General features: G+C 40.1%; 20 protein-coding genes, 2 rRNA genes and 1 riboswitch (1 of these 23 running past the window's edge). Of the genes, 21 read left to right on the top strand and 1 reads right to left on the bottom strand.

Annotated elements, in window-relative coordinates; genetic code table 11:
• The 16 genes from SJW71_RS03545 to purD all read left to right on the top strand — a co-directional run.
• Positions 1-1,929: ribosomal RNA gene (locus SJW71_RS03545) — 23S ribosomal RNA — on the top strand (it extends 999 nt beyond the left edge of the window).
• Positions 1,930-2,123: 194 nt separating this feature from the next.
• Positions 2,124-2,239, top strand: a 5S ribosomal RNA gene (rrf, locus tag SJW71_RS03550).
• Positions 2,240-2,385: 146 nt separating this feature from the next.
• Positions 2,386-2,646, top strand: coding sequence for a hypothetical protein (locus SJW71_RS03555; RefSeq protein WP_322606346.1), 261 nt, complete (start codon positions 2,386-2,388; stop codon positions 2,644-2,646).
• Between the two features lie 242 nt (positions 2,647-2,888).
• Complete coding sequence (locus tag SJW71_RS03560; protein WP_274794601.1) at positions 2,889-3,083, top strand: NETI motif-containing protein; 195 nt, start codon at positions 2,889-2,891, stop codon at positions 3,081-3,083.
• Between the two features lie 93 nt (positions 3,084-3,176).
• Positions 3,177-3,275, top strand: a riboswitch (purine riboswitch).
• A gap of 206 nt (positions 3,276-3,481) precedes the next feature.
• Positions 3,482-3,970 carry a 5-(carboxyamino)imidazole ribonucleotide mutase gene (gene purE / locus SJW71_RS03565; protein ID WP_312507250.1) on the top strand — a complete coding sequence of 163 codons (489 nt, stop codon included), beginning with the start codon at positions 3,482-3,484 and terminating at the stop codon, positions 3,968-3,970.
• Positions 3,967-5,091: a 5-(carboxyamino)imidazole ribonucleotide synthase gene (purK, locus tag SJW71_RS03570; RefSeq protein WP_274794599.1), complete on the top strand. Its 1,125-nt coding sequence runs from the start codon at positions 3,967-3,969 to the stop codon at positions 5,089-5,091. The genes purE and purK overlap by 4 nt, the downstream gene beginning before the upstream one ends.
• A 13-nt stretch (positions 5,092-5,104) precedes the next feature.
• Positions 5,105-6,400, top strand: a complete 1,296-nt coding sequence (purB, locus tag SJW71_RS03575; protein WP_274794598.1) for an adenylosuccinate lyase — start codon at positions 5,105-5,107, stop codon at positions 6,398-6,400.
• A 120-nt stretch (positions 6,401-6,520) separates the two neighbouring features.
• Complete coding sequence (purC, locus tag SJW71_RS03580; RefSeq protein ID WP_312507249.1) at positions 6,521-7,231, top strand: phosphoribosylaminoimidazolesuccinocarboxamide synthase; 711 nt, start codon at positions 6,521-6,523, stop codon at positions 7,229-7,231.
• A gap of 2 nt (positions 7,232-7,233) precedes the next feature.
• Positions 7,234-7,482: a phosphoribosylformylglycinamidine synthase subunit PurS gene (gene purS, locus SJW71_RS03585; protein ID WP_274794596.1), complete on the top strand. Its 249-nt coding sequence runs from the start codon at positions 7,234-7,236 to the stop codon at positions 7,480-7,482.
• 2 nt (positions 7,483-7,484) lie between these two features.
• A complete protein-coding gene (gene purQ, locus SJW71_RS03590; RefSeq protein ID WP_054611985.1) occupies positions 7,485-8,168 on the top strand; it encodes a phosphoribosylformylglycinamidine synthase subunit PurQ in 684 nt (227 codons plus the stop codon).
• On the top strand, positions 8,155-10,389 hold the full coding sequence (gene purL / locus SJW71_RS03595) for a phosphoribosylformylglycinamidine synthase subunit PurL (RefSeq protein ID WP_429978491.1): 2,235 nt from the start codon (positions 8,155-8,157) through the stop codon (positions 10,387-10,389). The genes purQ and purL overlap by 14 nt, the downstream gene beginning before the upstream one ends.
• Positions 10,365-11,789, top strand: coding sequence for an amidophosphoribosyltransferase (purF, locus tag SJW71_RS03600; protein WP_274794594.1), 1,425 nt, complete (start codon positions 10,365-10,367; stop codon positions 11,787-11,789). The genes purL and purF overlap by 25 nt, the downstream gene beginning before the upstream one ends.
• 94 nt (positions 11,790-11,883) lie before the next feature.
• Complete coding sequence (purM, locus tag SJW71_RS03605; RefSeq protein WP_274794593.1) at positions 11,884-12,939, top strand: phosphoribosylformylglycinamidine cyclo-ligase; 1,056 nt, start codon at positions 11,884-11,886, stop codon at positions 12,937-12,939.
• Entirely contained in the window at positions 12,939-13,508 is a 570-nt protein-coding gene (gene purN, locus SJW71_RS03610; RefSeq protein ID WP_274794591.1) for a phosphoribosylglycinamide formyltransferase, read from the top strand. Before purM ends, purN begins: the two co-directional genes overlap by 1 nt.
• A gap of 112 nt (positions 13,509-13,620) precedes the next feature.
• A complete protein-coding gene (purH, locus tag SJW71_RS03615; protein ID WP_274794590.1) occupies positions 13,621-15,147 on the top strand; it encodes a bifunctional phosphoribosylaminoimidazolecarboxamide formyltransferase/IMP cyclohydrolase in 1,527 nt (508 codons plus the stop codon).
• 81 nt (positions 15,148-15,228) lie between these two features.
• On the top strand, positions 15,229-16,485 hold the full coding sequence (purD, locus tag SJW71_RS03620; protein WP_274794589.1) for a phosphoribosylamine--glycine ligase: 1,257 nt from the start codon (positions 15,229-15,231) through the stop codon (positions 16,483-16,485).
• A 114-nt stretch (positions 16,486-16,599) separates the two neighbouring features.
• On the opposite strand, the gene SJW71_RS03625 is transcribed toward purD, so the two are convergent.
• Entirely contained in the window at positions 16,600-17,013 is a 414-nt protein-coding gene (locus SJW71_RS03625) for a YgaP-like transmembrane domain (protein WP_274794588.1), read from the bottom strand.
• Positions 17,014-17,212: 199 nt separating this feature from the next.
• Here SJW71_RS03625 and SJW71_RS03630 point away from each other — a divergent pair, with 199 nt between their 5' ends.
• The 5 genes from SJW71_RS03630 to pcrA all read left to right on the top strand — a co-directional run bounded on the left by SJW71_RS03630 (position 17,213) and on the right by pcrA (position 23,477).
• Entirely contained in the window at positions 17,213-18,934 is a 1,722-nt protein-coding gene (locus SJW71_RS03630; RefSeq protein WP_312507243.1) for an adenine deaminase C-terminal domain-containing protein, read from the top strand.
• Positions 18,935-18,996: 62 nt separating this feature from the next.
• A complete protein-coding gene (locus SJW71_RS03635) occupies positions 18,997-20,052 on the top strand; it encodes a DUF3048 domain-containing protein (protein ID WP_429978493.1) in 1,056 nt (351 codons plus the stop codon).
• Positions 20,053-20,067: 15 nt separating this feature from the next.
• The gene (locus SJW71_RS03640; protein ID WP_004225717.1) at positions 20,068-20,388 is read left to right on the top strand and encodes a YerC/YecD family TrpR-related protein; all 321 of its coding nucleotides are present in this window, start codon (positions 20,068-20,070) and stop codon (positions 20,386-20,388) included.
• Positions 20,389-20,499: 111 nt separating this feature from the next.
• Entirely contained in the window at positions 20,500-21,189 is a 690-nt protein-coding gene (locus SJW71_RS03645) for a heptaprenylglyceryl phosphate synthase (protein ID WP_312507241.1), read from the top strand.
• A gap of 32 nt (positions 21,190-21,221) precedes the next feature.
• Positions 21,222-23,477: a DNA helicase PcrA gene (pcrA, locus tag SJW71_RS03650; protein WP_274794584.1), complete on the top strand. Its 2,256-nt coding sequence runs from the start codon at positions 21,222-21,224 to the stop codon at positions 23,475-23,477.
• Positions 23,478-23,483: the final 6 nt, after the last annotated feature.

Here is a 23,483-nt window from a genome sequence, read left to right on the forward strand (position 1 = left end):
GTGATAAGATCCGTAGTCAAAAGGGAAACAGCCCAGACCACCAGCTAAGGTCCCAAAGTAATCGTTAAGTGGAAAAGGATGTGGCGTTGCACAGACAACCAGGATGTTGGCTTAGAAGCAGCCATCATTTAAAGAGTGCGTAATAGCTCACTGGTCGAGTGACGCTGCGCCGAAAATGTATCGGGGCTAAACGATTCACCGAAGCTGTGGATTGACATCTACGATGTCAGTGGTAGGAGAGCGTTCTAAGTGCGTTGAAGTCAGACCGGAAGGACTGGTGGAGCGCTTAGAAGTGAGAATGCCGGTATGAGTAGCGAAAGACGGGTGAGAATCCCGTCCACCGTATGACTAAGGTTTCCTGAGGAAGGCTCGTCCGCTCAGGGTTAGTCGGGACCTAAGCCGAGGCCGACAGGCGTAGGCGATGGACAACAGGTTGATATTCCTGTACCACCTCCTCACCGTTTGAGAAATGGGGGGACGCAGTAGGATAGGGTAAGCGCGCTGTTGGTTATGCGCGTCCAAGCAGTAAGGCGTGTGTGTAGGCAAATCCGCACACTGTAACGTTGAGCTGTGATGGCGAGTCCGTATGGACGAAGTTCCTGATTTCACACTGCCAAGAAAAGCCTCTATCGAGGTGAGAGGTGCCCGTACCGCAAACCGACACAGGTAGTCGAGGAGAGAATCCTAAGGTGTGCGAGAGAACTCTCGTTAAGGAACTCGGCAAAATGACCCCGTAACTTCGGGAGAAGGGGTGCTCTTGAGCGTGCAAGCGCATGAGAGCCGCAGTGAATAGGCCCAGGCGACTGTTTAGCAAAAACACAGGTCTCTGCAAAACCGTAAGGTGACGTATAGGGGCTGACGCCTGCCCGGTGCTGGAAGGTTAAGAGGAGTGGTTAGCGCAAGCGAAGCTGCGAATTGAAGCCCCAGTAAACGGCGGCCGTAACTATAACGGTCCTAAGGTAGCGAAATTCCTTGTCGGGTAAGTTCCGACCCGCACGAAAGGCGTAACGATCTGGGCACTGTCTCAACGAGAGACTCGGTGAAATTATAGTACCTGTGAAGATGCAGGTTACCCGCGACAGGACGGAAAGACCCCGTGGAGCTTTACTGTAGCCTGATATTGAATTTTGGTACAACTTGTACAGGATAGGTAGGAGCCAGAGATCTCGGAGCGCCAGCTTCGAAGGAGGCGTCGGTGGGATACTACCCTGGTTGTATTGAAATTCTAACCCATGCCCCTTAGCGGGGCAGGAGACAGTGTCAGGCGGACAGTTTGACTGGGGCGGTCGCCTCCTAAAAGGTAACGGAGGCGCCCAAAGGTTCCCTCAGAATGGTTGGAAATCATTCGTAGAGTGTAAAGGCACAAGGGAGCTTGACTGCGAGACCTACAAGTCGAGCAGGGTCGAAAGACGGGCTTAGTGATCCGGTGGTTCCGCATGGAAGGGCCATCGCTCAACGGATAAAAGCTACCCCGGGGATAACAGGCTTATCTCCCCCAAGAGTCCACATCGACGGGGAGGTTTGGCACCTCGATGTCGGCTCATCGCATCCTGGGGCTGTAGTCGGTCCCAAGGGTTGGGCTGTTCGCCCATTAAAGCGGTACGCGAGCTGGGTTCAGAACGTCGTGAGACAGTTCGGTCCCTATCCGTCGTGGGCGTAGGAAATTTGAGAGGAGCTGTCCTTAGTACGAGAGGACCGGGATGGACACACCGCTGGTGTACCAGTTGTCTTGCCAAAGGCATCGCTGGGTAGCTATGTGTGGACGGGATAAGTGCTGAAAGCATCTAAGCATGAAGCCCCCCTCAAGATGAGATTTCCCATTACGCAAGTAAGTAAGATCCCTCAAAGACGATGAGGTAGATAGGTTCGAGGTGGAAGTGTGGTGACACATGGAGCTGACGAATACTAATCGATCGAGGACTTAACCAAATTGTTTGAAGCAATCAATGCGCCGTTTATCCAGTTTTGAAAGAACAATTCTTTCAACAATAATAATGAGAGCTTCAAGACACAAGTAGAACAAGGAAGCAACTGAGTGATTGAGGGAGCATACTTCTGTACGTGACTGATTGAGCGAGAGCAGCTGACGCAGTAATACGCCGTGTATTGAAGGTCGAATATAGTCTAGTGATGATGGCAAAGAGGTCACACCCGTTCCCATACCGAACACGGAAGTTAAGCTCTTTAGCGCCGATGGTAGTTGGGGGCTTCCCCCTGTGAGAGTAGGACGTCGCTAGGCAATTTATGAAAAGCCATGGACATATTCCATGGCTTTTTTTGTTATGTGCACTATTCATAAAATGTTATAATAAATAAAGCTATTTCCATACATTTTGACAATTCACTGAACTGTACACAATCGGATTTGATAATGGAGGAATTAAAATGAGACGTATCATTTTTTCTACTATTTCAATCTTATGCTTATTAATAACAATCTTTATGTTTGGGTATGATTCAACGAAATGGTATGGGAGCTTTTTAAAACTTCTCTATGACGTAAATATGTTTATGCCGTTTATATTAGCAGGGATAGGTATGATCAGTGCCATTTTCGGTATTAAAGGTGATTATCGTATGGTTCTTGTTGTCCTTCATTCATTTATACTACTTCTTTTTTTAGGCATTTATATAAAAGCTTTTTAATAGTAATAGGTAAGCATTGCCGAAGGAGATAGATTTTCAAATTTAATAAGAAACGATTCTTAAAGAAGAACTTAATAAAATTTAGGTTCTTCTTTTTTATATAAGGAGACTACTAAGGATTTGAATATGATATAGACACTAAAAATCATTATTAAGTTCATGCATACTTCTATAAGCAACTAAAGGTATAATGGAGTACAAGTAGTAAAGATGCAAAACGTGAAGTGGAAAGGAAGAAGAAGTTGGGAAAAAAACAAATTTGGTATGAAGTACAAGAAAATGAATCCATAGAAGAGTGTTTAGCAAGAATGCGACAAGACGGTTATATGGCCATTGGACGAAAAGAAGAGCCTCTTTTTCATATCGTCAATGGTGAACCAACCTATTTGCGTCAAAAAATTCAATTTAAAGCTATTCCTGCGCAAGATACGGAATGATTATGACTAAAATCCGAACGTTTTTTTTGCACTTATAAAAAATGTTCGCATTTTTGCATTGACGATAAGGTGATCACTTGTTAAAATGTGATAAGGAAAAACAAATATATCCCACATATATGCTAGAGGATTGGCTCTAGTGTCTCTACCCGGCACCGTAAATGCTGGACTATGCGGGAAAGCACTTTTGGCATATGATGAGAAACTCTATGTGCAGTTTGTACATAGGTATATTCTTGTTCTGATAAGTCCTCAAGTAAGCTGCTTTCACGTGTAGTAGTAGAGAGTAGTTTATTTGGGGATTTTCTTTGTATAAGATAAGAATTGCAGTGCTATTAAAAATAGATGCTAGCACAATAACTGATCATTTTTCTATCGTTTAAAAGGAGCGACAATTTATGAATCCGAAAATCGGTGTCATTATGGGTAGTTCAAGTGACTGGGAAACAATGAAACATGCATGTGATATTTTAGATGAATTACAAGTACCGTACGAAAAAAAGGTTGTATCTGCACATCGTACACCTGATTTAATGTTTGAATATGCAGAGCTTGCTCGTGAGCGAGGAATACAAGTAATTATCGCTGGAGCAGGTGGGGCTGCACATTTACCAGGAATGGTGGCAGCTAAAACAACGTTGCCTGTAATTGGAGTTCCAGTTCAGTCACGTGCACTTAATGGACTTGATTCATTATTATCCATTGTTCAAATGCCTGGTGGTGTACCTGTAGCAACTGTAGCTATTGGCAAAGCAGGAGCAACAAATGCAGGATTACTTGCAGCTCAAATTTTGTCAACAACAGATTCAGAACTTGCCAATAAATTAGATGCTAGACGTGAAGCAACAAAGCAGCAAGTATTAGAAAGCACAGGTGACTTAGTGTGACGAAGATTATTTATCCTGGACAAACGATAGGTATTATAGGTGGTGGCCAACTTGGTCGGATGATGGCACTTGCTGCTAAAGAGTCTGGATTTAAAATTGCTGTTCTTGAACCTGCAATGGACTCACCGTGTGGACAGGTAGCTGATATTCGTATTGTAGCCCCATATGATGATGAAGCTGCTTTAGAAGAGCTTGCAGAAGTAAGTGATGTCATCACGTATGAATTTGAAAATATTGATTATGAAGGCTTAAAGCGTTTATCACAAATGGCTTACGTTCCACAAGGGGCGGAGTTGGTACGCATTACACAAAACCGTGTGACAGAGAAAGACGCTATTGTGAAAGCTGGTTGTCCAGTAGCTCCATATATTGTTGCAAAAACTTATGAAGAATTAGTAGCCAATATTGATTCGATTGGGTATCCTTGTATAGTCAAAACAGCAAGAGGTGGCTATGATGGCAAAGGGCAGCAGCTTTTAAAATCAACTGACGATCTACCTTTAGCGAAAGATTTATTCACGCATTCTCAATGTATTGCAGAAGGCTTTGTTCCTTTCGTTAAGGAAGTATCGGTCATTGTTCAAAGAAATGGCCACGGTGAATCGTATTGTCAGCCAGTTGGAGAGAACATTCATGTTCATCATATTCTACATGAAACAATTGTGCCTGCTCGCATATCAGAAAGTACAGCTCAAGCTGCAGAACGTGAAGCTTTAAAAATTGCAGATTACTTACATTTAGTAGGAACGTTAGCGGTAGAAATGTTTGTGTTAGAAGATGGTGGGATTGTTATTAATGAATTAGCACCGAGACCTCATAATTCTGGTCACTATTCAATAGAGGCATGTAATGTTTCTCAATTCCATCAGCATATTCGAGCTGTCTGTGGTTGGCCATTACGAAAACCAGAACTTTGGGCACCATCTATTATGGTCAATGTATTAGGGCAGCATGTCGTGCCACTTAGTAACTCAATTGCTAAATATCCTGAATGGTCCATCCATCTTTATGGGAAAGCTGAAGCTAAGGTCAACCGTAAGATGGGCCATGTAACGATTATGACAAAAGACATAGAGGAAACACTACAACAAATCGAGAGTTCTGGCATCTGGTCAGAATAGAAGGAGATACGCGATGATTGAACGTTACACAAGACCCGAAATGGGCGCAATTTGGACAGAACAAAATAAATACCAAGCTTGGCTAGAAGTTGAAATTTTAGCTTGTGAGGCTTGGGCTGAAATAGGGGATATCCCAAAAGAGGATGTTGCTAAAATTCGTGAAAATGCTTCATTTGATGTGAACCGTATTTTAGAGATTGAACAAGAAACTCGTCATGACGTTGTTGCCTTTACACGTGCCGTTTCTGAAACACTTGGTGAAGAACGTAAGTGGGTACATTATGGTTTGACTTCTACAGACGTAGTGGACACAGCATTATCTTATTTAATCAAACAAGCAAATGATATTTTACGCAAAGACATTGTGAATTTCATTGATATTATTGCTGCTAAGGCAAAAGAACATAAATATACAGTTATGATGGGACGTACACATGGTGTTCATGCAGAACCAACAACTTTCGGTTTAAAACTTGGTTTATGGTATGAGGAAATGAAGCGTAACCTTGAACGTTTTGAAGCAGCAGCTAAAGTAATTGAAACTGGGAAAATGTCTGGAGCCGTTGGAACATATGCCAACATCGATCCTCGTGTTGAACAATATGTATGCGATAAATTAGGACTTACAGCATCACCGATTTCAACACAGACTTTACAGCGTGATCGCCATGCACAGTATTTAAGTGCCTTAGCTTTAATCGCTACATCTATTGAAAAATTCGCAACAGAAATTCGCGGCTTACAGAAATCAGAAACACGCGAAGTAGAAGAAGCTTTTGCAAAAGGACAAAAAGGGTCATCAGCAATGCCACATAAACGTAATCCAATTGGTTCTGAAAACATGGTTGGTATGTCTCGTTTAATGCGTGGATACATGGTGACAGCGTATGAGAATGTTGCTTTATGGCATGAGCGTGATATTTCTCATTCATCCGCAGAGCGCGTTATTTTACCGGATGCAACAATTACTCTTAACTATATGTTAAATCGCTTCGGTAATATTGTGAAAAACTTAACAGTATTCCCTGAAAATATGAAACGTAATATGGATCGCACATTTGGTCTAATTTATTCTCAACGCATCTTGTTAGCATTGATTGATAAAGGCTTAGTACGTGAAGAAGCTTATGATACCGTACAGCCTTTAGCGATGCAGGCATGGGACGAGCAAGTTCAGTTCCGTACATTAGTCGATGCAAGTGAAAAAATCACATCTTATTTAACTAAGGAAGAGCTGGATGAGTGTTTTGATTACAACTACCACTTACAGCATGTTGATATGATTTTTGAACGATTAGGACTTATCTAATATTTAAACTTTCTAAATGTTAGAGCCCACTAGTAAATGTTTCAGAGTTGGATCGTGGTGACACGATTCAATTCTGGACATTAATACAAGCGTATCTATAATATCAGGGGGAAAAACGACATGACTAAAGGTCAACTTTTGTATGAAGGTAAAGCAAAAAAATTGTACACAACTGAGGAAGAAAATGTGCTTCTTGTTGAGTATAAGGATAGTGCAACAGCATTCAATGGTGAAAAAAAAGAAGAAATAGAAGGCAAGGGCATTTTAAATAATCGCATTACTTCATTAATTTTCGAAAAATTACAAGCAAACGGAATTGCGTCACATTTCGTAAAACAATTATCTGATACGCAACAACTTGTAAAAAAAGTAGAAATTATTCCGATTGAAGTGGTTGTTCGTAATATAGCTGCTGGAAGTTTAGCAAAACGTCTTGGTCTGGAAGAAGGCACAGCTTTAAAAAGACCAATCGTCGAATTTTATTATAAAGATGATGAGTTAGGCGATCCCCTTATTACAACAGAGCATATAGATGTTCTTGACCTTGCGACTTCTACTGAAGTAACTGCTATTTATGATGGGGCACTAGCGGTTAACAAAGTTCTACAGCCAATCTTTGCAGATGTTAATGTGACACTAATTGATTTCAAATTAGAATTTGGCCGTGATACGAATGGCAATGTATTATTAGCTGATGAAATTTCACCGGATACTTGCAGACTTTGGGATGCAACAACAAAGCAAAAGTTAGACAAAGATGTTTTTCGTCGTGACCTTGGTAATTTAACTGAAGTTTATACTATTATACTTTCTAGACTCGGAGGCAAATAACAATGAAAAAAGTAAAAATCTATGTAACATTACGTGAGAGCATTCTTGACCCACAAGGCTCTGCAGTACAAGGTTCTTTAGCTAAAATGGGCTACGGTGAAGTAGCGGATTTACGTATCGGTAAATATCTTGAACTAACAATTAAAGATACAGAACGTGACATTGATACTCTAGTAAAAGAAATGTGTGAAAAGGTTTTAACGAACGTTGTAATTGAAGACTACCGTTACGAAGTCGAGGAGGCTAACTAATCATGAAATTCGCAGTACTCGTATTCCCTGGGTCAAACTGTGACATCGATATGTATCATGCCATTAAAGACGAGCTAGGTGAAGAAGTAGAATATGTATGGCATACAGCAACAGATCTAAGTGGGTTTGATGGCGTTTTAGTACCTGGAGGCTTCTCTTACGGAGATTATCTTCGTTGTGGTGCAATGGCTAATCAATCTAACATTATGGCAGAGGTTAAAAAAGCAGCTGATGCTGGTAAACCAGTTCTAGGTGTATGTAATGGCTTCCAAATCCTAACAGAAGCTGGTTTATTGCCAGGAGCTTTACTGCGCAATAAAAATTTAAAATTTATGTGCCGCACAGTACAGCTAAAAGTTGAAAACAACAATACATTATTTACAAATCAATATGAGCAAGGTCAAATCATTAATATTCCAATCGCACATGGTGAAGGAAATTACTACTGTGATGAGGAAACATTACAATCACTAAAAGATAATAATCAAATTGTATTCACATACTCAGGTGATAATCCAAACGGTTCTTTAGAAGATATCGCAGGGATTATAAACGAACGCGGCAATGTATTAGGGATGATGCCACACCCAGAGCGTGCTGTTGATGCACTGGTGGGCGGAGCTGACGGTCTAGCAGTATTTAAATCAATTGTGAAGCAGTGGAGGGAAAATCATGTCAACAACTAAGTTTGAGCCAACAGCACAGCAAATTAAAGATGAAAAGCTATACGCTGGTATGGGGATGTCAGACGAAGAATTTGCAATGGTAGAAGGTATTTTAGGACGTCTACCTAACTGGACAGAGACAGGTCTTTTCTCAGTAATGTGGTCTGAGCACTGCTCTTACAAAAATTCAAAGCCAGTATTACGTAAATTCCCTACAAAAGGTCCTCAAGTATTACAAGGACCAGGTGAAGGCGCAGGGATTGTCGATATTGGTGACGAACAAGCTGTAGTATTTAAAATGGAATCTCATAACCATCCATCTGCGATTGAACCTTATCAAGGAGCTGCTACTGGTGTAGGCGGTATTATTCGTGATGTTTTCTCAATGGGAGCACGTCCAATCGCCATGTTAAATTCATTACGCTTTGGTGAATTAAAATCGGCGCGTGGTAAATATCTTTTTGAAGAAGTCGTTGCTGGTATTGCTGGGTATGGTAACTGTATTGGAATTCCAACAGTAGGCGGTGAAATTCAATTTGATCCGTGTTATGAAGGAAATCCACTAGTAAATGCGATGTGTGTCGGTTTAATCGACCATAAGGATATTCAACGTGGTATTGCAGCTGGCGTAGGTAATACAGTTATGTACGTTGGTGCGAAAACAGGTCGTGACGGAATTCATGGTGCAACATTTGCCTCCGAAGAATTAACTGAGGAATCAGAAAACCAACGTCCAGCAGTACAAGTGGGAGATCCATTTATGGAGAAGCTTTTACTTGAAGCTTGTTTAGAGGTTGTCAAATCCGATGCTTTAGTTGGTATTCAAGATATGGGTGCTGCTGGTCTTACTTCTTCTTCAGCAGAAATGGCATCAAAGGCTGGTTCTGGTGTAGAAATGAACTTAGACTTAGTCCCTCAACGTGAGACAGGTATGACAGCTTATGAAATGATGTTATCTGAGTCTCAAGAACGTATGCTACTAGTTGTGAAAAAAGGTCGCGAAGATGAAATTAAAGCGATTTTTGATAAATATGATTTAGATGCTGTTGCAATCGGTCGAGTGACTGATGATAAAATGCTTCGTCTATTACACAACGGAGAAGTTGTAGCTGAAGTACCTGCTGATGCACTTGCAGAAGATGCACCCGTTTATCATAAGCCATCTGCAGAGCCTGCATACTATGCAGAGTTCCAAGCAATTGAAAATACAGAGCCTGTTGTGACAGATTACAAAGAGACATTAAATGCATTATTAAGAGCACCAACAATTGCCTCTAAAGAGTGGGTATATGATCAATATGATTATCAAGTGCGTACATCCACAGTTGTTAAACCGGGGTCTGATGCTGCCGTTATTCGTGTACGTGGTACAAATAAAGGTTTAGCAATGACAACAGACTGTAACTCTCGTTATATTTACCTAGATCCAGAAGTGGGCGGTGCGATTGCTGTAGCTGAAGCAGCTCGTAATATCGTGGCAACTGGTGGTACGCCACTTGCCATTACAGACTGCTTGAACTTTGGTAATCCAGAGAAACCAGAAATCTTCTGGCAAATTGAAAAATCTGCTGATGGTATTTCAGCTGCATGTACGGCATTAAATGCCCCAGTTATTGGTGGTAACGTCTCGCTTTATAATGAACGTTCAGGCGAAGCGGTTTATCCAACGCCAACAATTGGTATGGTTGGTCTTATTGAAGATTTAGCTCATGTCACTACACAAGAAGTAAAATGTGCAGGAGATATCGTATTTGTGATTGGTGAGACTAAAACCGAGTTTGGTGGGTCAGAGCTTCAAAAACTATTAAATAATGGGGTTATTTCAGGGAAAGCACCTGCCATCGATTTAGATGTAGAAGCAGCACGTCAGCAAGCTTTATTAAAGGCTATTAAAGCTGGTCTTGTACAATCAGCTCATGACGTAGCTGAAGGTGGCCTAGCGGTGGCTATTGCTGAAACAACATTCGGTGCAAACGGTCTTGGTGTTGATGTAACATTATCAGGCTCTGCAACCACTGCATTATTCAGCGAGAGTCAATCTCGTTTTGTTGTAACAGTTAAAGAAGAAAATACAGCTGCATTTGTAGAAATTATGAAAGACGCTCAAAAAATTGGTGTCGTAACAAACGATGCACTAGTTAAAATCAACGGGGACAAAGGTGTGCTTGTAGAAGGTACAGTGGAGGAATTCCGTTCTAATTGGAAAGGAGCAATCCCATGCTTGCTGAACTCAGAGGCTTAAACGAAGAATGTGGGGTGTTTGGTATTTGGGGTAACCCAAATCCAGCACACCTTAGCTATTACGGGCTCCATGCTCTTCAACACCGTGGACAAGAAGGTGCTGGAATTGTCGTTTCAGACGGACAGCATCTTCGCGCGGTGAAAGGCGAAGGACTAGTTAATGATGTTTTCAACGAAGAAAAATTAAAAGCAGTGGACGGCAAAGCAGCTATTGCTCATGTTCGTTACACGACTGCTGGTGGTGGCGGTATTGAAAATGTCCAGCCATTATTATTCCATTCCTCAACTGGTAGCCTTTCAATTGCCCATAACGGTAACTTGGTCAATGCGACACATTTAAAACAGTATTTAGAGCGACAAGGTAGTATTTTTCATTCAAGCTCTGATACAGAAGTGCTGGCGCATCTTATTAAGAAAAGCTCACATTCACCTTTCCGTGCGAAAGTGAAAAATGCCCTTTCTTTATTAAAGGGAGCGTATTCTTTCTTAATTATGACAAAGGATGAAATGCTTGTTGCACGTGATCCACATGGTTTACGTCCATTATCTCTAGGAAAGCTAGGAGATGGCTGGGTGGTAGCTTCTGAAACTTGTGCTTTTGATTTAATTGGTGCAGAATTCGTTCGTTCTGTGGAACCAGGAGAACTAATCATTATTAACGATGAGGGTGTCAAATCAGATCGTTTTGCTGATATGGAAAAGCGTTCTATGTGTGCAATGGAGTATGTCTATTTAGCACGTCCTGACTCTGATATTGACGGTATTAACGTTCACATGGCACGTAAACGTATGGGGAAACAGCTTGCTCGTGAATGTGCGCATATTGAGGCTGATGTTGTAACAGGTGTACCTGATTCAAGTATTTCAGCAGCAATCGGCTTTGCAGAGGAAAGTGGTATCCCTTATGAACTAGGTCTTATTAAAAATCGCTATGTTGGTCGTACGTTTATTCAACCTACACAAGAATTACGTGAACGTGGCGTAAAAATGAAGCTTTCACCAGTTGTTCAAGTCGTAAAGGGTAAACGTGTAGTTATGGTGGACGACTCCATTGTTCGCGGCACAACATCACGTCGTATTGTCAAAATGTTAAAAGATGCTGGTGCAGCAGAGGTCCATGTTGTGATCTCATCTCCGCCGATGACAAACCCTTGTTATTATGGCATTGATACTTCCACACATGAGGAACTGATTGCCTCTAGTCATAATGTAGATGAAATTCGTGAAGCGATCGGTGCAGATTCTTTGACGTTCCTTTCTGTTGAAGGAATGGTAGAGACCATCGCTCGTCCCTATGAAGATGACAACCGTGGACTATGCTTAGCATGTTTTACAGGCAAATATCCAACCGAGATTTTCCCGGATACCATCTTACCACATGAAAAAGAACTGTTACGTTAAGAAAAATATCGCAACGAATTAGTGACCTCTAGAAGGTTGTACAGTGATTCTAGAATAATAATTAGGCGATTCGGATGATAAGGAGGAACTCTGCGTGTCAAAGGCATATGAACAAGCAGGTGTAAATATAGAAGCGGGCTATGAAGCCGTTAAACGAATGAAGTCTCATGTTGAACGTACAAACCGTCTTGGTGTTATGGGAACGTTCGGTGGCTTTGGTGGCATGTTTGACTTGTCAGAACTTCAACTTAAAGAACCTGTTCTTATTTCAGGGACAGATGGTGTTGGAACAAAGCTAAAGCTAGCATTTATGGTAGATAAGCACGATACAATTGGCGTTGACTGTGTAGCCATGTGTGTTAATGATATAGTTGCCCAGGGAGCAGAGCCCTTGTACTTTTTAGATTACGTAGCTCTTGGAAAAGCTGAGCCTGCAAAAATCGAACAGATTGTTAAAGGTGTTGCAGATGGCTGTGTGCAATCTGGTGCGGCATTAATAGGTGGCGAAACTGCTGAAATGCCTGGTCTATATGAAGAGGATGAATATGATCTAGCTGGCTTTGCTGTAGGTGCATGCGAAAAATCTGACATTATTACAGGAGAAAAAATCGTAGAAGGTGATGTCCTAATTGGTATTGCATCAAGCGGTGTACATTCAAACGGTTATTCTTTAGTGCGTAAAATTGTCTTTGCAGATCATCAATACAAGGTTGATGCTGTTGTAGAAGGCTATGAAGATTTAGGACCAATTGGTGAGGCACTTCTCGTACCAACAAAGCTATACGCTAAGCCAGTATTAGCTGCTTTAAAGGCAGCCGATGTACATGGCTGTGCACATGTTACGGGTGGAGGATTCTATGAAAATCTACCACGTATGATGCCTGAAGGATTAGCAACTGAAATCGACCTAGGTTCTTGGCCTGTATTACGTATCTTTGAATTCCTGAAAGATAAAGGTCAGTTAGAAGATAAAGATTTATATAATGTGTTTAATATGGGTATTGGTTTTGTAATAGCTGTACCAGCAGATGAAGCTGATAAAGTCATCACAGCAGTAGAAGCAAATGGCGAAAAAGCATATACAATCGGCCGTGTTATTAAAGGTGAAGGCGTAGTATTTAATGGCTCACATGATGGGAGTCTAGTGTAATGACTGCACCAACAAAAATAGCCGTGTTTGCTTCAGGCAGCGGTAGTAATTTTCAAGCTATTCAAGAAGCTATTGATCGTGGGGAACTGCATGCAAAGGTTGAACTTGTGGTGACAGATAAGCCCGGTGCTTTTGTAGTGACACGTGCTGAAAACTTTGGGATTCCCGTGTTAGCTTTAAACCCAAAGGAATTTTCATCGAAGGCTGCTTACGAGAATGCTATTATTGATGCTTTACAAAAATGCGATGTTAAATGGATTGTACTTGCAGGATATATGCGTTTAATTAGTGACGTATTATTAGCCGCATTTCCACAACGAATAGTTAATATTCATCCTTCTTTATTGCCAGCATTCCCTGGAAAGGACGCCATCGGACAGGCAATGAATCATGGTGTGAAAATCACAGGTGTAACGGTCCATTTTGTAGATGAAGGGATGGATACTGGCCCGATTATCGCTCAGGCTGCAGTACCTGTTATAGAAGGAAATCAGGAGGCAACAGAAGCGGCCATTCACGAGCAAGAGCATCTATTATATACAAAAGCTTTAAAGCAATTATTACAGTAACTAAAGAGGAGTTAGGTCGAGAGCCTTACTCAGCAAATAAGACCTAACTCTATTAATCTATTAAGCAAGTCTATTCGCGCAAAAGCGCGATAAAAATTAGGAGGATATTGTTGTGACAAAACGTGCATTAATCAGTGTTTCCAATAAGGATGGTATTTTAGAATTTGCAAAGGAATTAGTAGCATTAGGTTATGAAATTTTATCAACTGGCGGTACAAAAAAAATGCTACAGGACAATGCAGTAGCTGTAACAGCAGTAGATGAAGTAACGAAATTCCCAGAAATTTTAGATGGCCGTGTTAAAACATTAAATCCAATGATTCATGGTGGTCTATTAGGGAAGTTTGACGATGCATCTCATCAAGCACAAATGAATGAGCATGGAATTGAGCCAATTGAGATTGTATGTGTTAATCTATATCCATTTGTTGAAACAATTTCAAAGCCTAATGTAACATGGGATGATGCAATTGAAAACATTGATATCGGTGGTCCAACAATGTTACGTTCTGCTGCAAAAAACCATCAATATGTAACAGTAATCGTGGACAGCAATGACTATGCAACAGTATTAGAAGAACTAAAAGCTAATGGTGCAACGACAATTGAAACACGTCGAAAACTAGCTGCAAAAGTTTTCCGTCACACAGCCGCTTATGATTCTTATATCTCAAACTACCTGACAGAGGAAGAGTTCCCAGAGAGCTTAACGATGACATATGAATTGAAGCAAAACTTACGCTATGGTGAAAACCCGCACCAAAAAGCGGCATTCTACCAAAAACGCCTTGGCTCTGATTTCTCATTAGCCTATGCAACACAATTACATGGTAAAGAGCTATCCTACAACAACATTCAAGATGGAAATGCAGCATTACAAATTGTAAAAGAATTTGAAAAGCCAGCTGCAGTAGCAGTGAAGCATATGAATCCATGTGGTGTTGGAACAGGTAACACATTAGAGGCAGCATTTGATAAAGCTTATGAAGCAGATCCAACATCTATTTTTGGTGGTATTATCGCATTAAATATGGAAGTGGATGCAGCAACGGCTGAGAAACTAAGTCATATTTTCCTTGAAATTATTATCGCACCAGCTTTCTCACAAGAAGCATTAGACATTTTAACCAAAAAGAAAAATATTCGCTTATTAACTATTCCTTTCGAACAAGCAAAACAAGATCAATTCAATGTAGTATCAGTTGAAGGCGGCCTGCTTGTACAAGAGCCAGATCGCTATGGCTTTGGCAATGCAGATATTAAGGTAGTGACAGATCGTGAGCCAACAGAACAAGAATGGGATGCACTACAACTTGGTTGGTCGGTTGTAAAGCATGTTAAATCAAATGCGATTGTTGTCACAGATTCTCATATGACACTTGGTGTAGGTGCAGGCCAAATGAACCGCGTTGGGGCAGCTAAAATTGCATTTGAGCAAGCAGGAGAAAAAGCAAAAGGTGCAGCACTAGCATCAGATGCATTTTTCCCAATGAGTGATACTGTTGAAGCTGCGGCTGCTGCTGGAATTACAGCGATTATTCAACCAGGTGGCTCAATCAAGGATCAAGATTCTATTGATAAAGCAAATGAATATGGTATTGCAATGGTATTTACAGGTGTACGCCATTTTAAACACTAATTGACTAAACATATAGAAAGCAAAACAGACCGAGATGTTGGTTCATCTCGGTCTTACTCACAAAGAGGAGGATTCTCTAAAATGAATGTATTAGTAATAGGAAGTGGCGGTCGTGAGCATGCAATCGCTAAGCAATTTAGTATATCTCCATCCGTTAACAAAGTATTTGTCGCGCCAGGCAATGATGGCATGCGAGGCGAGGTAGAAGTGGTGTCTATTGATTCAATGGACTTTGCAGGTCTCGCTCAATTTGCTAAGGAAAATGATATTGCTTTAACATTTGTTGGTCCTGAACAGCCGCTTGCTGAGGGGATTGTTGATTTCTTTACAGCTCGTGACTTACGTATTTTTGGCCCTACAAAAGTTGCGGCTCAAATAGAAAGTAGTAAATCCTATGCGAAAGAAATTATGAACAAATACAACATCCCTACTGCAGCCTATGAAACGTTTACTGAAGCAGAAAAGGCAATAGCTTATATTAAAGAACAAGGAGCGCCTATCGTAATAAAAGCAGATGGTTTAGCTGCTGGTAAGGGCGTTGTTGTAGCGATGACAGAGAAAGAAGCTATTGCTGCCGTGCAGGATATGATTGGGAACCAACGATTCGGTGAATCTTCTTCACGTGTTGTCATTGAAGAGTTTTTAGATGGGGAAGAATTCTCCTTTATGTCCTTTGTGCATAAAGGACAGATTTATCCAATGGTTATTGCACAGGATCATAAACGTGCTTATGACGGGGATAAAGGACCAAACACTGGAGGAATGGGTGCTTATTCACCAGTACCACAAATTTCACAAGAGGTAGTTGATATTGCATTTCAAACGATTGTAGAGCCTACTGTTAAAGGAATGGAGGCTGATGGCGCTTCCTTTACAGGTATCTTATATGCAGGGTTGATTTTAACGAAAAATGGCCCTCAGGTAATAGAATTTAATGCACGTTTCGGTGATCCAGAAACACAAGTAGTCTTACCGCGCATGGTTTCAGATTTTGGGGCATTTATGATGGCATTAATGGATGAACAGCCATTTGATCTGCAATGGTCTGAAGAAGCAATGTTAGGTGTTGTCATTGCGGCAGAAGGATACCCTGGTGATGTTGAAAAAGGTAAAGCGTTACCAAATTTAGAGGCACTTTCTACAACACATGCAGTATACCATGCTGGTACAAAACTAGTGGACGGCCGATTTGTTGGTATTGGTGGACGTGTATTACTTATCGGTGCAAAAGCGTCTACATTACAGGAAGCACAGGAAAAAGTATATGCAGGCATAGCCACAGAAAAGTGGGATCACTTTTTCTACCGTAAAGATATTGGCTGGCGTACATTTAAGTAAACGTATTTTTACTAAAATTTAAAGTAATTTTTAATCAACTTTTGAAACCTCTTGTTGATTCAAAACGTAAGAGGTAAGAGCCGTCTCAATAATAGATTGGGACGGCTCCTTTGACTAAGAAGGATTTTGAGCGTTATTACTACTTGTTGAGGAATTTTGAGTTGAAGTGCTGGTATCAGATTGCTTTGAAGTAGTAGCTTGAGAACCTGAAGAATTACCAGAAATAGCAGAAGAAAAATCCTTCATGAGCTTATCGATTTGTTCAGAAGACATAGAATTTTGCCCGCTGAACATACTTTGCATAGAGGTGTTCATGGCATTTTGCATATTGGAGTTTAAGATTGACTTTGTTGGACAATATTTAAACAATCCCTCTGCCATTTTCATGGCACCTAATGCAATCATCAATCGACCTTTTGTACAATTAGGATTTCTTGAAACTTTCGCGATACCAAATGCTGTCAAACCTGTACCCATGGCAAAACGACAAAATGCATTTTTTTCGCTTAAATTTGCTTGCTGCATCATCAAACTTCCTCCTTTAGTCATTGTGGAAAAAATTAGCGAGGTGCACTTTGCTTTATGAAAGTGCTGTGTTACGATTGAAACAAGATGATTGCATAAAGCATAATTTTTAAGAAAATATGCGATTATGCAGTAGTAGTATGTGATTTCAAGTTGGATTTACACAATGAAAAATTACGTAATTTAGGAAGGAGCGAATAGCATGGATCCAGTATGGAAAATAACAACATTACGTCAGCAATTAGCAGTAATCGATGGGAAAAAGGCACCTGATATCGTGCTGAAAAATGCACGTTATTTGCATAGTATGTTGAAACAATTTACAGTGGGAAACATTTGGATTTTAGGAGATCGCATTGTCTATGCTGGTGATAGAATGCCTCCTTTATTAGAAGGAACAGAAGTCGTGGATTGTACAGGAAAAACAATTGTACCTGGCTATATTGAACCTCATGTTCATCCATTCCAGCTTTACCATCCACAGTCATTTGCAGATTTTTGTGGTCAGCTTGGAACAACGACATTTATTTCGGATAATTTAAGCTTTGTTTTAAATTTAGAAAATAAGAAAGCGTTTTCAATTTTAGATAATTTGAAAAAGCTACCGTTTTCTTTTTATTGGTGGACTCGCTTTGATTCACAAACAGAGCTTGAACAAGAGGAAGAAGTTTTCTCTAATACCTCGATATTAGAGTGGTTAGAGCGAAGTGATGTCCTGCTTGGTGGAGAATTGACGGGCTGGCCAAAGCTACTACATGGCGATGATCAAATGCTTTATCGTATGCAAATGGCAAAGGGTCTAGGTAAAAAGATTGAAGGACATTTTCCTGGTGCTTCAGAAAGAACGTTAGCACGCATGAAATTACTTGGTGCTGATGGTGACCATGAGGCGATGACAGTGGAAGAGGTTGAGCGACGCATTATGCAAGGCTATGCCGTAACATTACGCCATTCTTCAATTCGTCCAGATTTACCCGATCTGCTAAAAGGAATAGTAGAAAAAGAACTTCCTATTTTTGATCATTTAATGATGACAACGGATGGCTCGCCACCTTCATTCCATGAGGATGGTGTAATGGATAAATGCATACAAGCTGCCTTAGATGCGGGGGTATCTCCAATTGATGCCTACCAAATGGCATCTTATAATGTGGCACGCTATTATAATATGTCTAATTTACATGGTTTTATCGCGACAGGACGTTTTGCTTCTATAAATATTTTACAAGATGAATATCATCCTGTTCCAGAAAGTGTCTTATCTAAAGGTGTTTGGCTAAAGCGTGATGGTGAACGTGTGCATAAACTTGCAACAATAGATTATTCAGCTATTCCTGCATTTGATTTAGATTTTTCATTAGATTCACAGGATTTCCAGTTTTCTATGCCGTTTGGAATTGCGCTTGTTAATGATGTCATTACAAAACCTTATAATTCATTGATTACAAGAGAAGGTCAGCTTGCCAATCATGATGAATGCTATTTAATGCTAATAAATCGAGAAGGAAACTGGCATGTTAATACAATGATTAAAGGGTTCGCAACCGATGTCCAAGGCTTTGCATCCTCCTATTCAAACACAGGCGATATTTTATTAATCGGAAAAAATAAAGACGATATGATCAAAGCCTTTGAAGAAATGAAGGCAATGAATGGCGGTATTGTTCTGGTCGAAAAAGGGGAAGTCGTAGCAGATATACCACTCACAATAGGCGGTCTTTTATATGATGGGGATGTACTAACACTAATGGAGAAAGAAAAGGCTTTAAAACAAGCTTTAGCAGATCGAGGCTATCAACTAGGGGATGCCATTTACACGCTATTATTTTTACAATCTACTCATTTACCATATATTCGCATCACACCAAAAGGAATTTTCGATGTAATGAAGAATAAGTTATTATTGCCTGCTGTTATGCGCTAATTGGTGAAAGTGTTTTAAAACAATTGCAGTTATGTGTAATTGTTTAAAGGAGAGGTATGCTTGTGTTCAAATCGAAGAAATTATTGATTGCTATGGCTTTTAGTGCCTTCGTAATCGGGGGATGTTCGAAGGAAGCGCCAAAGGTTAAAGAAGATGATGAAAATGTAGTGGAGGAAGAAACAGTAGTTGAAGAAACTGTACAACAACCAGAATTCGTGGCACCCCTTACTGGGGAGGCTGTGCAGAAGGAAATTACACAGCGGCCTATTATGGTGACAATCAATAATCATCCAGCAGCACGTCCACAATCTGGTTTAGCTGCTGCAGATATTATTTATGAAATGCTTGCGGAAGGTAATGTGACACGCTTTTTAGCAATCTACCAAAGTGAACTACCGGAAAATATTGGGCCTGTGCGTAGTGCGCGCTCCTATTTTATCGATATGGCAAAGGGATATGATGCCTTTTACGTAGCACATGGCTATAGCCCTGAAGCGAAAACCATGCTTGATAATCGTATAGTAGACAATATTAATGGGATGGCTTATGATGGCATACTTTTTAAACGTTCTAGCGATCGTGTGGCTCCGCACAATTCATATATTACATCAGAAAACATTGTAAAAGGTGCTAAAATGGTAGACGCTTCAATGAATTACAGTGAAAAAGTACTTCAGGGTTTTTATGAACCCAATGAACGTGGTAAAATAGGCATTGAAACAAGTCAAGTTGACATTTACTACGGAAATAATGAAGATTTCCACAACTCGTATGTGTATGATCATCAAAGTAATCACTATGAACGACAATCGGCTGGCGTGGACACAAAAGATATGTTAACGGGCGAAACAATATCATTAGCAAATGTCCTGTTTTTTGAAATGGATCACCAAATAATTGATGATATCGGTCGCCAAGAAATTGATTTAACGTCTGGTGGAAATGCGTACGTATTTCAAAATGGCTATTTGAGGGAAGTTGAATGGTCTAATGTGAATGGAATACCGACCGCTGTAGAGCAATCAGGAGAACCTGTAAAGCTTGTACCAGGAAAGTCTTGGGTTCACTTCGTACCATCTTCACCAGGGTTACAAGCAATGGTGAAAACGCAGCCTTAAAGGGAGGAAAATTGCATGCAAATCGAAAAAATTCGGGGGCATCAAACAGATCAATTATTTAAAGCAGTGTTAGAGCTGAAAGACATCGAGGAATGCTATAAGTTTTTTGATGATTTATGTACGATTAGTGAAATTCAATCGTTGGCACAACGCTTTGAGGTTGCACATTTATTACGTTTAAAGAAAACCTACGAATCCATTAAAAAGGAAACTGGGGCAAGTACAGCTACTATTTCACGTGTGCGTCGTTGCTTCGATTATGGAAATGATACATATGATGAAATGCTAGGTCGTTTGTATCCTGATGAAAAACCATTCCAAGCACCAAAAGAATAGTAGGAAAAAGAGACTGGGTAGAAGTTCTACTCAGTCTTTTTCATTTTTTTGTCGTTCATCATAAGCTATACTTGTAAACGAATAGATAGAAAATGATAGGTGGTAAAATAAATGGATTATTTAGAATGGAGACATGTGTTCAAGCTTGATCCAGCAAAGGACATTTCAGATGAAGACTTAGAAAAAATTTGTGAATCTGGGACAGACGTTATTTTGGTTGGCGGAACAGACAACGTGACATTAGATGGGGTATTAGATTTACTTGTCCGTGTGCGACGCTTTGAAGTCCCTATAGCACTTGAGATTTCTACCATTGATGCCGTTACACCAGGCTATGACTATTATTTTATCCCAACTGTATTAAATAGTGATGACCCAAAATGGATTAAAAATTTACATCATGAAGCCATTAAAGAATACGGAGATATTATGGTGTGGGATGAATTAGTTGCCGAGGGATATTGCATTTTAAATCCAGATTGTAAAGTAGCAGAAGTAACAGGCGCAAAAACTGATTTAACCATTGATGATGTCGTAGCTTATGCACGGATGGCAGAAAATTTCTTTAAGCTTCCAGTGTTTTATTTAGAATACAGTGGAGTTTATGGGAATCTAGAAGTAGTTAGCACAGTAAAAAATGAGCTAAAGCATACGAAGCTCTTTTATGGTGGAGGAATTACATCTGCAAAGCAGGCAGAGGAAATGGCACAGTTTGCAGATACAGTAGTAGTTGGAAATATTATTTATGAAGATATAAAAGCTGCACTTTCGACTGTTAAGGCTGTGAAAAATACGTTATAATTTTAGAACAAATGTTTGTAAGGCGGTGCGAAATGGAACAGTTAACAAAAAATTTACTAGCAGGCATGAATCCTGAACAGGAAAGAGCGGTCAAAACAACTGAGGGACCATTGCTGATTATGGCGGGTGCTGGGTCAGGAAAAACACGAGTTTTAACACATCGTATTGCTTACTTAGTCATCGAAAAGGAAGTATATCCTTCAAAAATATTAGCCATTACGTTTACGAATAAAGCGGCACGTGAAATGCGCGAGCGTATAGATAACATTCTTGGTAATGGCACAGGCGATAGTATGTGGGTCTCTACGTTCCACTCAATGTGTGTAAGAATTTTACGTCGTAATATCGATCAGCTAGGTATATCTCGTAATTTCTCCATTTTAGATTCTACCGATCAATTATCAGTGATTAAAAATGTGATGAAGGATGAGAATATTGATCCTAAGCGCTATGAGCCACGTGCCATTTTAAATGCCATTAGTGCAGCGAAGAACGAGTGTATAACAGCAGAGGATTATGCTGGTCAAATGAACGAAAAAAATCCATATGAACAAACTGTTGCACGTGTTTATAAAGGCTATGAAAAAAGATTACGACGCAATCAATCTCTTGATTTTGATGATTTAATTATGACGACAATTACGTTGTTTAATCGTGTACCTGAAGTACTTGAATACTATCAAAATAAATTCCAATACATTCATGTTGATGAATATCAAGATACGAATAAATCACAATATTTACTTGTTCAATTACTTGCTAAAAAGTTTAAAAATATTTGTGTTGTAGGGGATTCTGATCAGTCTATTTATCGTTGGCGTGGTGCAGATATTGGCAATATTCTTTCTTTTGAAAAGGATTATCCTGATGCCAAAGTGATTATGCTTGAGCAAAATTATCGTTCAACTAAACGCATCCTACAGGCAGCGAATGACGTCATTCAAAATAATACAACACGTTACCCAAAAGAACTGCGCACTGAAAACGCAGAAGGTGAAAAAATTGCCTTATATAAAGCTTATAACGAGCAGGAAGAAGCGCAATTTGTTGTACAAACCATTCAACAGTTAATTGAAAAAGAAAATCGTTCATTTGATGATTTTGCTATTCTTTATCGTACAAATGCTCAATCCCGTGTAATGGAGGAAGTACTTGTTAAGTCTAATATGGCCTATCAAATTGTTGGCGGGACAAAGTTCTATGATCGAAAAGAGATTAAAGATTTACTAGCTTATTTGCGTCTTATTGCCAATAATGACGATGATTTATCATTAGCTCGTATTATTAATGAACCAAAGCGTAGTATTGGCGCTACATCATTTGAGAAGATGGCACGCTATGCGATTGACCAGGATCGTTCGATTTTTGATGCAATGAATGATCTTGTATTTATGGGTCTATCAGGGAAGGCAGCAAACTCAGCAGAGCAATTTTATGCAATGATTAAAGGCTTTACAGACATGCAGGAATATTTGTCTGTCACGGAAATTGTAGAGCAAGTCATTGATAAATCTGGCTATCGTGCAATGCTACAAAATGAAAAAACGATTGAAGCAGAAAGCCGTTTAGAAAATATTGAAGAGTTCTTATCTGTTACGAAGGCTTTTGAAGAGCGTAGTGATGATAAAAGCTTAGTAGCATTTTTAACGGACTTAGCCCTAATTGCTGATATTGATGCGCTCGATAAAGAGGATGCCTCTAAGGGCAATATTATTTTAATGACTATGCACGCTGCTAAAGGTTTAGAGTTCCCGATTGTCTTTATCATTGGCATGGAGGAAAACATCTTCCCTCATTCCCGCTCTCTAGATGATCAGGATGAAATGGAGGAAGAGCGTCGACTTATGTATGTTGGGGTGACACGTGCAGAGGAGCGCCTTTATTTAACATGTGCTCAGAGCCGAACAATTTTTGGCCGTTCAAGCTTTAATAATGCTTCAAGATTTTTAGGTGAAATTTCAGAAGACATTACTGAATCTATTTCGAAGGCAGGTACTAAATCAACTATGCCGTTTGCTACTGGCAATCGTACAACAGGTGGCTATCATCAAAAACGTACACTAGGAGCAATTCAGCAAACGCAGCCTGCTACCGCACGTTTACAAGCAACTGGCGGAGATCAATTTGGCTGGAAGGCTGGAGATAAGGCTATTCATAAAAAATGGGGAACGGGTATGGTTGTTAGTGTAAAAGGTGAAGGTGATAGTACAGAACTTGATATCGCTTTTCCACAACCAATTGGTATTAAGCGATTACTGGCGCAATTTGCCCCAATTGAAAAAGCATAGCGGAGG

The sequence above is a fragment of the Lysinibacillus sp. FW12 genome, assembly GCF_050817245.1.
Classification (GTDB): domain Bacteria; phylum Bacillota; class Bacilli; order Bacillales_A; family Planococcaceae; genus Lysinibacillus; species Lysinibacillus irui.